A 13,671-nucleotide genomic window follows, 5' to 3' on the forward strand; every position below is an offset into this window, starting at 1 on the left:
GGTTATTTAACTTATGATTCTAAAACTAAAAAAATAATTAAATCTAAAGATAATAAAGGTATTAAAGTATTAGTTTCATCTGATTTAAGTGGTTTCCGTAGGGTCTATCGTAACTGGGGCCTCAGGGTTATTGCTGTCGACGTTAATTTGGCTGACGCGATCTCTAATGGTCGGGTACAAGTTTTTTACGACCCGAAGGGTCGTTAAGTTTTTTTTAGAAGAATTCAAAATTTATTCAGAAATTTTTAATAATTTTCTTCAAGAATTTCATAGTAGGCTTGTGGATGATGGCATGCAGGACAGGATTTAGGTGCTTCTTTTCCTTTATGAACATAACCGCAGTTTCTACATTTCCATGTAACTACTTTTGATTTTTTGAAAACTGTTTTTGTTTTAATATTATTAAGAAGTTTTCTGTATCTTTTTTCGTGTTGCTGTTCTACTTCTGCAATTTCTTTGAATGAGTTAGCAATTTCTTTAAATCCTTCTTTTCTTGCTATTTTTTCAAATATTGGATAGAGAAGAGTATGTTCTTCTTGTTCTCCGTTTGCTGCAGCTAGAAGATTTTTTTCGGTTGAATCTATTTTTCCTGCTGGATAAGTTGCAGTTATTTCTAAAGGCCTTCCTTTTAGATATTTGAAAAATACTTTTGCATGTTCTTTTTCATTGTCTGCGGTTTCTAAGAAAATTGTTGAGATTTGTTCATAGCCTTCTTTTTTAGCTACTGAAGCAAAATAAGTATATCTATTTCTAGCTTGAGATTCTCCTGCAAATGATTTTAAAAGATTTTTTTCTGTTTCTGAGCCTTTGAGTTGCATTTTATTTTCCTAATTTAATTTTTTGATCTTAATCCTAATAGGCTGATTATGAATACTATTAAGTACATCACAAAACCATAGACACATGCTGGAAGTCCTATTACTGATAAGCATCTACTAAAACTACAGGTGTTTTTGATTAATTCTCCGTAGGATAAATAACCCGAGAATAGCATTCCTGCAATTGAGATTCCCAATATTAATTTTAGTGCTGTTGACTTTTTCATAAATATAATAGAGATTTACCCATATTTAAAGGTTAGGTTTTTAAAGTTCTAAGTTTTAAATTATTTTCATGAGATTGTTTTTGACTATTGAGATTCCAAAAGAAATAAGAGATAAATTATTTGATATTCAGAAAGAGTTTGGAAAAGATGTTTTAAGTACTAAATGGGTTGCTAAGAAACATATACATTTGACTTTGAAGTTTTTAGGTGAAGTTAATTCTATTTTAATGAAAAAAACTATTGAAGAGCTTGAAAAAGTTAAGTTTAAAGAGTTTAGTTTACAAGTTGGAAAAGCGGGGTTTTTTCAAAGAAAAGGTTTGATAAGTGTAGTTTTTATTGATTTGGAGAATTCTAAAGAATTGCATTATTTAAAAGATGATATTGAAATTGGATTGTTAGAGATATTTCCAAGAGATGATAGTTTTGAAGCGCATGTTACTTTGGGAAGAGTAAAGAAGGTTTTTGATAAGGATAAATTTGTTGATGTAATTGATAAGATAAAAATAAATGATAAATTTGAAGTTAAGGAATTTGTTTTAATGCAAAGTATGTTAACTAAAGATGGACCAATTTATAGTGTTGTGAAAAGGTTTGAATGTAATTAGTGATATTTTTCATTAATTAAATCTAAAATATCTTTTGCTTTTTTTCCACCGATGTTTTCTGCTTTTTTTAAGTCATCTTCTGAGGCATTGATAATATTTTTTATTGTTTCAAATTGTGTAAGTAAAGATTTTGCAGCTGTTGGTCCGATACCTGGAAGAGATTCTATTACAAATTCTTGAAGTTCTTTGGTTGTTAGTGGTTTTTTATCTATCCTCACTCCAAAGTCTTTTTTTAATTCATTTTGTTCACGTTTTGCTATGGTCATTAAGAACTCTGCAGTTTCTCTCGGGTTTTTTGTAAATATAATGGGAACGTTGAAATCAAGTATAATTGAGGCTAGCATACCTTTTATTGCATTGGGATGAACTTTTCTTACTGAATAAATATCTTCTTGTCCTTCAATTAAAAGAATAGGTTTTTCATAATTATTTCTTAGTTCTCTTATTTGATTTAAGATTCTTTTATCTATGATTGAAGCAACAAAGTCTGGAACCGTTTTTAATTCTATGGCACATTTATCTGAAAGTAAGTAATCTGCAACTTCTAGTTTTCTTGTTTCCAAATTAATTCCCTTATCATTTAATTCATGAAGATGTTTATTGCTCTCTCTTGAATCCACAATAATTTTTATTTCTTGTGAGGCTTTTGAGAATAATGAAAGTTTGGTTTGATTGTTTTGGATATTTTCTAGAGTGTTATTTTTAAGAGTTTCTTTTGAAAGTTTAGTTTTTAGATTTTTTAGAACATAATTCATGTTTTTTTCTTTATTTATTGAAACCCAATGTGAAGTTTCATCTCTTGTATTTTTAGTCATAAGAATTATTACCTTTCCTTTTTCTAATCTTGCAGTTCTTCCTTTTCTTTGGATTGAACGAATTGCTGAAGGAATAGGTTCGTAGAAAATAACTAGGTCTACTTTTGGGATATCTATTCCTTCTTCTGAAACTGAAGTTCCAATTAAACAGTTAAATTTGTTTTCTCTAAAATTATTTAATATTTCAATTTGCTTTTTTTGTGATAATCCAACACCATTCTTTTTTGCTTGTCCTACAAACAAGGTTGATTTAATATTCTCCTTATTTAGAATAGATTCAATTTCTGAACCTGAATCACGATATTGGGTAAAAATAATTATTTTTATTTTTTGATCTTTTGCAACTTCTTGTTTTACTAATTCTATTAAATGTGTTAATTTTGGGTGTTTTATTGAGCTTTCAAAAAGGCTTTTAGCCTTAATATACGCTGTTTTAAAGCGTTCATCTATTGCTATACTTTTAGAAGCTTTTATTTTTCCGGATTCAGCTTCTTTGATAATTTTGTCTAGATAAAGAATTAAAGAATTTACACTTTGAGTTTCTATTAATTCTACAGCATATTGGAGTTTTATTGTTTCTGCAATTACTGAAATTCCGCGCATTAAAGAATAATCCTTATTTCCTTTTGCAAGCATACCATGAATTCTTGCTTGTGATGCAAGAAGTTCTTTTTTTGAAACGTTGAGAGTAGAAATTATTTTTTGTTCTTTTAATTTTTGGAGTCTTTCTTTTAGAATTTCTTCAAGTAAAACTTTTATAGTTGTAAAATCTTCTGGAAGATCAACTTTTATCCAGTCGATATCCATTTCTTGAATATAAGGAGAAACATCTTCATCTGATTCTGTACGAACCTCAACATCTTCTATAAATAAATTTTTACAAATATTTATTATACTTTCATAGTTTGAACCTGGAGAAGCGGTTAAAGCTATTATTCTTGGAAAGTCTGCAATTTTTTGATATTCTTTTGCTATAAAACAATAATCATAGTCCCCTGTTGCTCTATGTGCTTCATCTGCAACTAATAACGAAACTTCTTTTAGAGAAATTCTTTTGTTGATAATATCATTTGCAATTGTTTGTGGTGTTGAGACTATAACTTTTGATGATTTCCAGAGTTGAGATCTTTTTTCTGGTGAGATTTCTCCTGTAAATGTTTTTACTGAATCTAAATCTGAAGATGATTTGTATTCGTTTGCAATTTGAGAAACTAATGGTTTTGTTGGTGTTAAAAATAGAATTCTTGAGTTTGGAAAATTGTTTAATCTATGAAGGCTTACAAGAATTGCAGTTTTTGTTTTTCCTAAACCTGTTGGAAGAACAATTAATGTGTTTTTTTGGGTTGAAGTTTCAAGTATAGAAGATTGGTAAAGTCTGGGTTCGAATTTGATTTTATATTCAGGCATTTTCTAAAGTTTAATAAAGGTTTTTAATGTTTTTTTGTTATGTTTGCAAAAATATTAGGTATATTGGATATAATTGCCGCAATTATGTTTGTATTTGCTAAGTTTGGAATTTTTAAGCTTATGGTAGTCATATTTGCAGTTTATTTGATATTAAAGGCTTTAGCATTTTTGAGTGATATAGCTAGTTTTTTTGATTTAGCAGCAGGGGTATATTTATTACTTATGCTTATTGGAGTAAGTCCTATTTTAAGTCTACTATTTTTCTTATGGCTATTGCAGAAGGGCGTGATAAGCTTATTTGCTTAGGAAAATCTTATGTATGCGTAATAAATGGTTATTGCGAGTGCAAAGACTAAAGCTATAATTATTGGAGTAATTGCTGTTTTAGTTAAGAGTAATAGTAAAGAAGCTGTAACTATTAATATTAACCAAAAAACATATTGTAAACGCTCGTAAAAGAACATTTTTGCACCATTTAAATTTGGGAATGGAAGTATATTGAAAATTGCAAGCCAAGCCGAGATTTTTGCTATTTCTGTGAAAACTAAATGAAGTGGAATTAATAGTGTTGAGATGATTGTAATAATTAGGAATGCTAATTGCCCTCTTAGTGCAATTTGTGAAATTTCTTTTTGTGTTAAATCTTTAAACTTTTTTTGAAGTCTTGCACTTTTGTTAATTTGTTTTATTGCAAAACCCCCTACTGCTAAGAAGAATAGTCTTCCTGTTGTAAAAAGGGTTACAAATATTAGTAAAATGATTCCTAATGGGAAAGTTGGAAACTTTTTAGTATGAAAACCCTTTTTTCTGAAATCATTTAAGAACCATAAGTTATATTCTATTTTTATTCCGTGTTTTTCTGCAAATTTCTTTTGAAAATATAATGAAATTAAAAGTATAAATAAGGATATAATAAATGCTTTGAACAAATTAAATAATCCTGTTAGAAGATTGAAAGTTTTATCTCCCCACTGGTTAAATGAGATTGCAAAACCTATAAAAAAGGATGCAATTAGTAAATATTTTGTTTCTTGATTTAATTCAAACTTAATTTTAATCATCTCTTTTTATTTTTCTTTAAGCAATAATTCAATGCCTTTTTTGTGGCCTGCACCCACAATTGCAATTATTTTTGCATCTGGATGATATTGCCTTAATAGTTTCAGTCTATTTGCCATATAAATGTTTCTTTCATTTATTAATACTTCGTAAATTGTTGGAAATTTTTTCTTAACTTCTACCATTAAAAGTGAAATTATTTCTGAACTTGGAACTTTTTTAAGATCTAATTTTAATAATCTAGTTTTTTTAACAAAAGGGATAAAAGGTATTTTTAAAAATTCTATAACAAAATTAAATTTTTCTTTTAGAGTTAAATTTTTTAAAAGTCTTGAAAATGTGATTTGGATAGGTTGATCGATTAAAGAAATTTTTATGTTTTTTTCTTTAGCTAATTTGATTGCAATTTTCATTTCTGCGCCAGGTTCTAAGCCTGCTCTTTTTCCAAGTTTTTTTTCTATAAATGCGCCTATAGAATTAATTATCCAAAATTTCAGACCTATTTTAAATGGGCTAGGACGTGTTTTAACTGGGTTTAAAAGGCTATGGAATCTATCCCCGTCTAATTCTAGGGCGATAATATCTGGTGAGATTTCTTCTATCTTTGATTTGACTTCATTAAAAGATTCGAGTGCAATATGAGAAGTTCCTATAATTATTAGTCTATTATTCATTATTTAATAGAGAAATATTTATATACTTAAAAAAATTTCTAAAATACAATTTGGGGAGGTTTTAAAGATGCTTAATGCAAAAAGAATAAGTGAAATGCAAAACATGAGGGTTTTTGATGATACTGGATGCTATTTTGGTGATATAGAAGAAGCAATAATTACTCTTAATAGAGTTTTTGGTTGGAGAGTAAGAGCAACAAGGTCATCAGCTTTATCTAAAGTTCTCGGTGGAGCAAAAGGTGTAATTGTACCACATAATTTTGTAAAAGCTGTTGGTGATGTGATCATAATCAACAAAGCAAGCATACCTTCATTTACAGAAGAAGGCTCAGAAGCACCTTCAATTGAAGAATAAAGGTTTATCTATTTTTTGAGATAACCACAAAATTTAAATACTGTGGTTATTTAGTTTTCTTTTATGCCTGGAACAACATTAGGGAATGTATTAGACTTTTTTAGAAGATTTGGTATTTTTGATGTGTTGTTACCTTTCTTATTAGTGTTTACTGTTGTATTTGCTATTCTTGAGAAAAGCAGAATTCTTGGTGAAGTTAAAATTGGAGATGAAACTCATCCGCAGAAAAATTTAGATGCAATGGTTGCATTTGTTGTTGCTTTGTTAGTTGTTGTAGCTACAAAAGTTGTTGGTGTGATAAATAATGCTTTGCCTAAAGTAGCTTTGTTAATTGTCGTTGCGTTATCATTTTTATTATTAATTGGAATGTTTATTGCACCAGGTGGATTGTTTGAGGCTATTGAAAAAGTTAAAGGTCTTAAAACAACTTTGATAATTTCTTCACTGATATTGGTGATTTTAATCTTCTTGGGAACTTTGGAAACTAAATCTGGAGATTCTTGGCTAAATTATATTTTAAAATATACTTTTCAAAATTGGGATAGTGCTATTGTTGGAAGTGTGTTAATATTTATTGTGTTTATTGGTGTAATTTTGTTTGTAGTTAATGGCTCAAAAGAAAAAAGTGAGGGCAAAAAAAGTAGTAGTTAGAGAAAAGATTAAAAATAGAATCATATTTATTTAAAAAAGAGGTGTCATAATGGTATTAGAAAACGTAGATTTCAATTATATGCTTAGTTGGTTCATAGGCATAGGTGGATTTGATGTAATCTTACCTTTCTTATTAGTATTCTCAATTATATTTGCTTTACTTGAAAAAATAGGTCTTTTTGGTTCAGGTAAAAAAAATGTTCATATGCTTATTGCTTTGGTAATGGGTTTATTAGTTGTCGCAAGTAGAGACATAGTTGATACTATAAATGGGTTTTTACCAAGAGTTTCATTAGTAGTTATAATTGTTTTAATGTTTTTAGTTGTATTAGGATTATTGCTTGGAAGAACACCAGGATTTTCAGGAATTATGTCTTGGGGTGCATTGATAATTGCAATAGTTGGTGTTATTTGGGCATTGAATTCAGCAATGGGATATTATAGATTGCCTTTGTCACAGTATATTACTCAGCAGGATATTGGAATATTAATTGTTTTAGGTATAATAATACTTGTTGTTAAAATGATAACTGGTGGTGAGTTAGACGAGAATAAAAGAAAAATAAGGGTTGATAATACTAGAGATTTTATTAATGCGATGTTTAGTGCATATAATCCTCCTGATGGGGGCGTAGCCAAACCGCCTAAGACAACATAATTTTTACAATGGCAACTCCACTTGATATAAGTTTATTAACGTATTTACTTCCAGTATTTGTAGCTATCATGATTTATGTAGTTCTTTATGCTGTTTTAGTAAGAACTAAAGTTTTGGGAGAAAGTAATTCTATTAATGCGTGGGTTGCTTTGGCTTTAGCATTATTATTTTTAGCAATGCCTGGTGCTGTGAAGTTTATTAGTTTTGTTGCACCTTGGTTTGTAACCATGGTAATAATTGCTCTCTGCGTATTTTTAGTGTTTTTATTTATGGGTATGGATTTAGCACATATTAAGAAATATATTTTGGTAGATAGTACAGTTATGTGGATTGCACTTATGTTTTCAATTGTAATCGTTGTTGCAGGTTTGATAGCAACTTTTGGACAATTTTTTGGTGCTGATGCTACAGTTCAAGCAGGCGAGATTGCACCTGTAAATGAAATTCAGTATACTTTTTCTAATTCAAGATTAATTGCTGCAGTATTTTTATTTGTTATTGCTGTATTTGCAGTTAAGTTGCTAAGTGGTCCTATTGCGATGATTAAGAAAGATTAATTTCTTTAAATTTTTATTATTTTTAGAGTTAGGTTTTACAATTATTTTTTCTTCATTGCTTCTGTAATTCTGCTAAGCTCTTTTATATTTGCAGTCATTGGTTCTAAAATCTTTTCAAAGACTTTTTCCATTGCCTGCATTTCAGAAGTTACATTAGTAATATTTTTGTTATATTCATTAACTTTAGAGATTAATGAATTTTGTAAGTTTTCAAAGTTTGTTCTTAATCTTAGAACTTCCTGTTTTATTGCTTCTACTTCCATTCTATTTTTTTCTTTCCAGACTTGGAAGTCTCCGATTTTTTCAATTAATTGAGACCATTTTTCACTTATTATTAATTCTACAGTTTCTTCAATGTCTTGATTTGAGAATTGTTGCTGTTGTTGATAGTTTTGTTGAGGTTGAACTGGAGAATATGATTCTTGTGGACTTGGAATTTCTGGTTCTGAAGGCATATCCATTTGAGATATGTCTGCTGGCTGAGTTGCAGAATCATCCATTAGAGAGGGTTGCATACTTGACATATCATCAGAGTATGGTGAAGGAGCTTCACTCATTTCATCTTCGGTTGGTTGGTTTACACCCATTTTAACATCAGTTTGATTTAGTGCGTCGTATATTTGTTGTGAACTGAATCCCTTGCCTTGGAGATCTTTTATTATTTGATCATTTGTTAGACTTTGTTGTTTCAAAGCTTCGACTTCTTTTACAGGCGTATTAGTCGGCATTTTCAGTTTCTGACTGCAGTTCTAGCAGTTCTTTTAATTGTTTTTTTGTAATATCCTTTACTTCTGTTTCAGTTACATATCTAAGTGGATTCCACATATTAATATACTTTTCTAAAACCTTTATATCTTGTTTTCGTGCAAATTCTGAAGACTCTTCAATCATATGTTTTAGAGTTTCCTTCATTTTTGTAATTTCTATTCTCATTTCTTTAATGTCTTGTGAAGAAATTTGATGTTTAGTTATAGCTTTTCTGCTTTCTTCTATTAAGTTTGAGTTTGTAACTGAAATATCATCTTTAATAAGATTTACTTTGCTTTCTAGAACTCTTAAACGTGCAGCAAATTCGTTTAAGTTTTGTACGTAGTTTTCAGGCATTTTAATGAAATGAATTGTTGTTGGTTTTTACCAACGAAATGTTCGTATAACAAACAGTCGTTAGCATTAAGCTAACGAAATGTTCACAAAGTGAATAGTCGTTAACCCTTGGTTAACGAAAAGTATTTAATAACTGTAATTAAATAGTTAAAAATAAAAGTGTTTAATAAGTTATGTTATTATAACTAAGTGGTTATTATGCTATTTCAATCAAAATTAAAACCTGATCAATATGAAGTAAGAAAAGAGGGTCAAGATGAAGTTATGCTTATAAATGCAGATGGTTCTAGCTATGCTCCTTCTATTGAAGATGATAAAAATTGTATGAGAAGTACTATATTAAAACTAGTTGAAGTTCCTTCTATTACCAAAATTATTTTTGTACAAAGAAGAAATTATGAATATGAATTTGATAATGTTCAGTTGTTAACTGAGATTGCTACAATTTATAACCATCTGTCTAAAAGAAAAAAAAGTTTTAGTGTCGGGGCTTTTACTTGCAGTTCGTGTGGAAAAAGTCATCCAGATAGATATAATTTCATACAAGGAATAATTAATAATTTGTTATTATATGATCCTATTGGAGCATATGTTGAATTAAGAAGAACAATAAGAGAACAGAAAATTCTGTCTAAAAGTTATGCATGTATAGATTGTAGTCAGAATTATATGGCTTTGCTTGAATATTTTATGAATTTGCTTGAAAAGACGAAATTAATAATTTTAGCACAGCCTTATTTTGATGGCTATCACCTTGGTGATAGAAGTGTTTATAGAAGAATTTTCAGGGTAGTAATTACACCCAATTTTATGTATACTAAATTAATGTCTCAGGTACCATTAGGTGCAGAAATATTAGATTCTTATAAAATTGGAAAAGATGCAGAAGTAACTATTTATGATACTAATGATGATATAAAACATCTTTATCATTTGAGTCCCCCAGAGTTTAGATTGAGTGAAGAGAAATATGAACTTCTTGAAATGGCTAGAATGGTATTGGCAGAACATAAACCTAAAGAAGAAGATTTTTCAGATCCTGAAAAAATGAGAAGTACTTTTTTTAATATCGGTAGAGATTTAATACAAGAATTAGCAGAGCATAAAAATATTGAGTTAAGTTGGAGAGAGCTAAAAGATATTACTAATATTTTGGTAAGATATACTGTTGGTTTTGGGTTAATAGAAGTTTTGTTACAAGATCAAAAAATACAAGATATAACTATTAATGGTCCTATTGGACAAACAAAAATATTCATAGTTCATCAGGATTATGATGATTGTGTTACAAATATAATGCCTGCTTATGATGATTCTGAAAGTTGGGCAACTAAGTTTAGATTATTAAGTGGGAGACCTTTAGACGAAGCAAATCCTGTTTTAGATACAGAATTAATTTTACCTGATGCAAGAGCAAGAGTTGCAATAATTTCTAGACCATTAAATCCTTGGGGGTTGGGTTATGCATTTAGAAGACATAGAGACAAACCATGGACAATGCCCCTTTTTGTTAATAATGGTATGTTAAGACCTATGGCTTCTGGTTTGATGAGCTTTTTAATTGATGGTTCAAGAACTGTGTTAGTTGCAGGAACAAGATCAAGTGGTAAAACTTCGCTTCTTGGAAGTTTTTTAGTTGAGATAATGAGGAAGTATAGAATTCTAACCGTGGAAGACACAATGGAACTTCCGACTGAAGCAATGAGAAGTTTAGGTTATAATATTCAACCTATGAAAGTTATGAGTGCATTATCTAAGGGTGGAAATGAAATTGCAGCTGATGAAGGTATAAGAACTTCGCTAAGATTAGGAGATAGTGCATTAATTGTTGGTGAGATAAGATCTAGTGATGCATTGGCATTGTATGAAGCTATGAGAGTTGGTGCTTTAGCTAATGTTGTTGCAGGTACAATTCATGGTGCAAATCCTTATGGTGTATTTGATAGAGTTGTAAATGATTTGGGTGTACCTAGAACAAGTTTTAAGGCTACAGATATAATTGTTGTTGCTAATCCAATAAAATCTTCAGATGGTTTAAAAAGATGGAGAAGAGTTACACAAATAACTGAAGTTAGAAAAACTTGGGAAGATGATCCTTTAAAAGAAGGAGGTTTTGTTGATTTGATGAGATATGATAGTAAAACTGATAGACTAGAACCTACGGATGATTTAATAAATGGTAATTCAGAAATATTAAAAGATATTGCAGGTAATATAAAAGATTATGCTGGAAATTGGGATGCAGTTTGGGAGAATATTTTATTAAGATCTAAAACTAAAGGTGTATTAGTTGATTATGCTAATAAAACTGGAAAATTAGATTTGCTTGAAGCACCATTTGTTATAAAATCAAATGATGTTTTTCATAAGATAAGTGCAAAAATTAAAGATGAGATAGGATTTCCAGAACCAAAAAGAATTTATGCTGATTGGGAAGATTGGTTTAAGAAAGAGTTGAGGTACGGCAAATAACACGAACGCTTATCAACGCGAGCGTATTCAACTTCGTTGAACACACTGAGGTTAAATAAAAAGAGGATGATCTAATTGCAGATAAGTGATGAAGAGATAAAAAATATTTTGGGAAAATATGATAAGAAATTTAATGATCACTTAGATGATAATAGTAAATCTTTTTCTTTGGAATATAAGAAGTTTAAAGATGCTGAACGAGGTGGAAAGAAAAATTGGTATGAATCTTGGTGTGATATTGCTGAAAGAATAATTCCTGTTAAAGTTAAAGATTCTGATATTGAAAAGGTAAAAGAAGCAATTAGATTTACAGGTTTAAGAGTAACACCCACTGGAACTAATTCTTTTGGTGTTTTAATTGGTGTTGCAATGGTTTTAGTTGCTATTCTATATCTTGGGTTAATGACTATGGTTGAAAGCACTTCTTTAATAGGCGCAGTTTTGTTTTCTTTAATATTCATTTTAATAGGAGTTGCAATTATTAAACCTTTAAGTAATTTAATTTTCTTTTTTGAACAGAGAAAGAGACTAGAAACAAGTAATCAAATGGTTATTTGTATTTTGTATATAGTTATGTATATGAGGCATACTTCTAATTTAGAACATGCTTTGAGTTTTGCTGCTGAACATATTGGTGGAACACTTGCTAAAGATTTGAAAAAAGTTTTTTGGAATATAGAAACTGGAAAGTATAGCACAATAAAAGAAAGTCTTGATAATTATTTAATTTATTGGAGAACTTATAATCCTGACTTTGTAAATTCTTTAAATTTAATTGAAGCTAGTTTGTATGAACCTTCTGAACAAAGAAGAATAGAAATTTTAGATAAATCTTTGAAAGTTATGCTTGAAGGAAATTATAGAAGTATGATGCATTACGCACATGATTTGAAAGCACCTATGGAAGCTTTGCATATGTTGGGTGTTATTTTACCAATTTTAGGATTGGTTTTAATACCCTTGTTTGCGGCTTTTATTGATGTTGGTGCTGATACTAAGATTATTGGATTGATTTTACTTTACAATATTTCGTTGCCTATCTTTGTTTATTTAAAGGGTATGAGTTTGCTTTCTAAACGACCTGCTTCACAAATGGGATTTATGTTAGATTATGAAGGTGGGAAATATGAAGATTATAGAACTGTTAATTTTTTAGGTGGCAAATTAAATCCTGCAGTAATTGCAGTTTTAATATTTTTATTTTTCTTTGTAATTGGAATTTCCCCTTTATTAATGCACATAATTTCTCCAGGACAAGATTTTGAAGTGATTAAGGGTATGAGTTTTTTAGGATACACAAAAATTGAAGAGGGTTATGTTGGTCCGAGTGGAATTGGTGCTTTGCTGATAAGTCTATTTGTTCCTTTGGGTTTAGCATTATCTTTGGGTTATTATTATAAGGCAAAAAGTTCTAAACTTGTAAAATTAAGAGAAGATGTTAAAAAGATAGAAGATGAGTTTTCAAGTATTTTGTTTCAGTTAGGAAATAAGATTGGGGATGGTCTGCCTGCTGAAATTGCATTTAGTAAAGTTGCTGAAGAAATTGGAGAAGGTCCATCGTCTGGATTTTTTAAGAATGTGGTTAGGAATATACAACGATTAGGAATGAGTATTAAAGATGCTATTTTTAATTCGTCAAATGGTGCTTTGATTTATTATCCGTCTATGTTAATTATGACTTCGATGAAAATTTTAGTTGAAACGGTGAGGAAAGGTCCAAAGATTGCTGCAGATTCATTGATGAATATTTCAAAGTATATTGAGAATTTAAATTCTGCTTCTGAGAGATTAAAAGATTTACTTGCGGAAGTTGTTTCTAGTATGAAAAGTCAGATTAATTTTTTAACTCCTTTGATTGCAGGTATAGTTGTTGGAATTGGGAGTATGATAATTAGTATTTTGAGTTTGTTTTTGGGGGTTGGTAAAACTTCAACTTCGGGGGTAGATACAGGTGCACTTACAGAGGCAGGTGCTTCGGGTTTGCAAGGGATAAGTGGAATATCTGAATTTTTTAATCCTGCGAATATTATTCCGACTTATTACTTTCAAATTATAGTGGGAGTATATGTTTTAGAAATAGCTTTAATATTGACTATTTTGGCTAATTCGATCGATAATGGTGGAGATCAGTTAAGTAAAGAGTATGCTCTTGGAAAAAACTTATATAAAAGCACATTTTTATATATGGTAGTTGCATTAATTGTAGTAACTATATTTAATTTGCTTGCAATGTCTGTTGCGAGTAAGGTGGCATAAGGCGAACCCTTAG

Annotated in this window: 16 protein-coding genes; 9 read left to right on the top strand and 7 right to left on the bottom strand. The window is 29.7% G+C overall.

Features of this window, described 5'->3' with window-relative positions; genetic code table 11:
- On the top strand, positions 1 to 207 hold a 207-nt coding region (locus J4403_00610; protein MBS3166692.1), incomplete at its 5' end, for a hypothetical protein.
- A gap of 38 nt (positions 208 to 245) precedes the next feature.
- On the opposite strand, the gene J4403_00615 is transcribed toward J4403_00610, so the two are convergent.
- Positions 246 to 818, bottom strand: a complete 573-nt coding sequence (locus tag J4403_00615; protein MBS3166693.1) for a rubrerythrin family protein — start codon at positions 816 to 818, stop codon at positions 246 to 248.
- Between the two features lie 14 nt (positions 819 to 832).
- A complete protein-coding gene (locus tag J4403_00620) occupies positions 833 to 1,045 on the bottom strand; it encodes a hypothetical protein (GenBank protein MBS3166694.1) in 213 nt (70 codons plus the stop codon).
- Positions 1,046 to 1,113: 68 nt separating this feature from the next.
- Here J4403_00620 and thpR point away from each other — a divergent pair, with 68 nt between their 5' ends.
- A complete protein-coding gene (thpR, locus tag J4403_00625) occupies positions 1,114 to 1,650 on the top strand; it encodes an RNA 2',3'-cyclic phosphodiesterase (protein MBS3166695.1) in 537 nt (178 codons plus the stop codon).
- On the opposite strand, the gene J4403_00630 is transcribed toward thpR, so the two are convergent.
- Positions 1,647 to 3,872, bottom strand: a complete 2,226-nt coding sequence (locus tag J4403_00630; protein MBS3166696.1) for a DEAD/DEAH box helicase family protein — start codon at positions 3,870 to 3,872, stop codon at positions 1,647 to 1,649. The two genes, thpR and J4403_00630, sit on opposite strands and share 4 nt — an antisense overlap.
- A gap of 39 nt (positions 3,873 to 3,911) precedes the next feature.
- Here J4403_00630 and J4403_00635 point away from each other — a divergent pair, with 39 nt between their 5' ends.
- Entirely contained in the window at positions 3,912 to 4,178 is a 267-nt protein-coding gene (locus tag J4403_00635; GenBank protein MBS3166697.1) for a hypothetical protein, read from the top strand.
- On the opposite strand, the gene J4403_00640 is transcribed toward J4403_00635, so the two are convergent.
- Both J4403_00640 and J4403_00645 read right to left on the bottom strand, forming a co-directional pair.
- Entirely contained in the window at positions 4,175 to 4,933 is a 759-nt protein-coding gene (locus J4403_00640; protein MBS3166698.1) for a hypothetical protein, read from the bottom strand. The two genes, J4403_00635 and J4403_00640, sit on opposite strands and share 4 nt — an antisense overlap.
- 6 nt (positions 4,934 to 4,939) lie before the next feature.
- Positions 4,940 to 5,605 (bottom strand): TraB/GumN family protein, encoded by a 666-nt coding sequence (locus tag J4403_00645; protein ID MBS3166699.1) that lies wholly within the window; start codon positions 5,603 to 5,605, stop codon positions 4,940 to 4,942.
- Positions 5,606 to 5,672: 67 nt separating this feature from the next.
- Here J4403_00645 and J4403_00650 point away from each other — a divergent pair, with 67 nt between their 5' ends.
- From J4403_00650 to J4403_00665, 4 genes are all read left to right on the top strand, one after another.
- Complete coding sequence (locus J4403_00650) at positions 5,673 to 5,960, top strand: PRC-barrel domain-containing protein (protein ID MBS3166700.1); 288 nt, start codon at positions 5,673 to 5,675, stop codon at positions 5,958 to 5,960.
- A 63-nt stretch (positions 5,961 to 6,023) separates the two neighbouring features.
- Positions 6,024 to 6,611, top strand: a complete 588-nt coding sequence (locus J4403_00655) for a hypothetical protein (protein ID MBS3166701.1) — start codon at positions 6,024 to 6,026, stop codon at positions 6,609 to 6,611.
- A gap of 49 nt (positions 6,612 to 6,660) precedes the next feature.
- Positions 6,661 to 7,269, top strand: a complete 609-nt coding sequence (locus J4403_00660; GenBank protein MBS3166702.1) for a hypothetical protein — start codon at positions 6,661 to 6,663, stop codon at positions 7,267 to 7,269.
- A gap of 8 nt (positions 7,270 to 7,277) precedes the next feature.
- Entirely contained in the window at positions 7,278 to 7,826 is a 549-nt protein-coding gene (locus J4403_00665) for a hypothetical protein (GenBank protein MBS3166703.1), read from the top strand.
- Positions 7,827 to 7,867: 41 nt separating this feature from the next.
- Here J4403_00665 and J4403_00670 read toward each other — a convergent pair whose 3' ends face one another.
- Both J4403_00670 and J4403_00675 read right to left on the bottom strand, forming a co-directional pair.
- Positions 7,868 to 8,554 carry a hypothetical protein gene (locus tag J4403_00670; protein ID MBS3166704.1) on the bottom strand — a complete coding sequence of 229 codons (687 nt, stop codon included), beginning with the start codon at positions 8,552 to 8,554 and terminating at the stop codon, positions 7,868 to 7,870.
- The gene (locus J4403_00675) at positions 8,544 to 8,930 is read right to left on the bottom strand and encodes a hypothetical protein (protein ID MBS3166705.1); all 387 of its coding nucleotides are present in this window, start codon (positions 8,928 to 8,930) and stop codon (positions 8,544 to 8,546) included. Before J4403_00675 ends, J4403_00670 begins: the two co-directional genes overlap by 11 nt.
- Positions 8,931 to 9,128: 198 nt before the next feature.
- Between J4403_00675 and J4403_00680 the strand changes: the two genes are divergently transcribed.
- Positions 9,129 to 11,402 (top strand): type II/IV secretion system ATPase subunit, encoded by a 2,274-nt coding sequence (locus J4403_00680; GenBank protein ID MBS3166706.1) that lies wholly within the window; start codon positions 9,129 to 9,131, stop codon positions 11,400 to 11,402.
- A gap of 75 nt (positions 11,403 to 11,477) precedes the next feature.
- A complete protein-coding gene (locus J4403_00685) occupies positions 11,478 to 13,658 on the top strand; it encodes a hypothetical protein (GenBank protein ID MBS3166707.1) in 2,181 nt (726 codons plus the stop codon).
- Positions 13,659 to 13,671: the final 13 nt, after the last annotated feature.

It is taken from the genome of Candidatus Woesearchaeota archaeon (assembly GCA_018302225.1).
In the GTDB taxonomy this organism is placed as follows: domain Archaea; phylum Nanobdellota; class Nanobdellia; order SCGC-AAA011-G17; family JAGVZY01; genus JAGVZY01.

Bases quoted from the DNA above. Each gene is read 5' to 3' on its own strand.
- J4403_00615 (MBS3166693.1), bottom strand. From the start codon at position 818: ATGCAACTCAAAGGCTCAGAAACAGAAAAAAATCTTTTAAAATCATTT.
- J4403_00620 (MBS3166694.1), bottom strand. From the start codon at position 1,045: ATGAAAAAGTCAACAGCACTAAAATTAATATTGGGAATCTCAATTGCA.
- thpR (MBS3166695.1), top strand. From the start codon at position 1,114: ATGAGATTGTTTTTGACTATTGAGATTCCAAAAGAAATAAGAGATAAA.
- J4403_00630 (MBS3166696.1), bottom strand. From the start codon at position 3,872: ATGCCTGAATATAAAATCAAATTCGAACCCAGACTTTACCAATCTTCT.
- J4403_00635 (MBS3166697.1), top strand. From the start codon at position 3,912: ATGTTTGCAAAAATATTAGGTATATTGGATATAATTGCCGCAATTATG.
- J4403_00640 (MBS3166698.1), bottom strand. From the start codon at position 4,933: ATGATTAAAATTAAGTTTGAATTAAATCAAGAAACAAAATATTTACTA.
- J4403_00645 (MBS3166699.1), bottom strand. From the start codon at position 5,605: ATGAATAATAGACTAATAATTATAGGAACTTCTCATATTGCACTCGAA.
- J4403_00650 (MBS3166700.1), top strand. From the start codon at position 5,673: ATGCTTAATGCAAAAAGAATAAGTGAAATGCAAAACATGAGGGTTTTT.
- J4403_00655 (MBS3166701.1), top strand. From the start codon at position 6,024: ATGCCTGGAACAACATTAGGGAATGTATTAGACTTTTTTAGAAGATTT.
- J4403_00660 (MBS3166702.1), top strand. From the start codon at position 6,661: ATGGTATTAGAAAACGTAGATTTCAATTATATGCTTAGTTGGTTCATA.
- J4403_00665 (MBS3166703.1), top strand. From the start codon at position 7,278: ATGGCAACTCCACTTGATATAAGTTTATTAACGTATTTACTTCCAGTA.
- J4403_00670 (MBS3166704.1), bottom strand. From the start codon at position 8,554: ATGCCGACTAATACGCCTGTAAAAGAAGTCGAAGCTTTGAAACAACAA.
- J4403_00675 (MBS3166705.1), bottom strand. From the start codon at position 8,930: ATGCCTGAAAACTACGTACAAAACTTAAACGAATTTGCTGCACGTTTA.
- J4403_00680 (MBS3166706.1), top strand. From the start codon at position 9,129: ATGCTATTTCAATCAAAATTAAAACCTGATCAATATGAAGTAAGAAAA.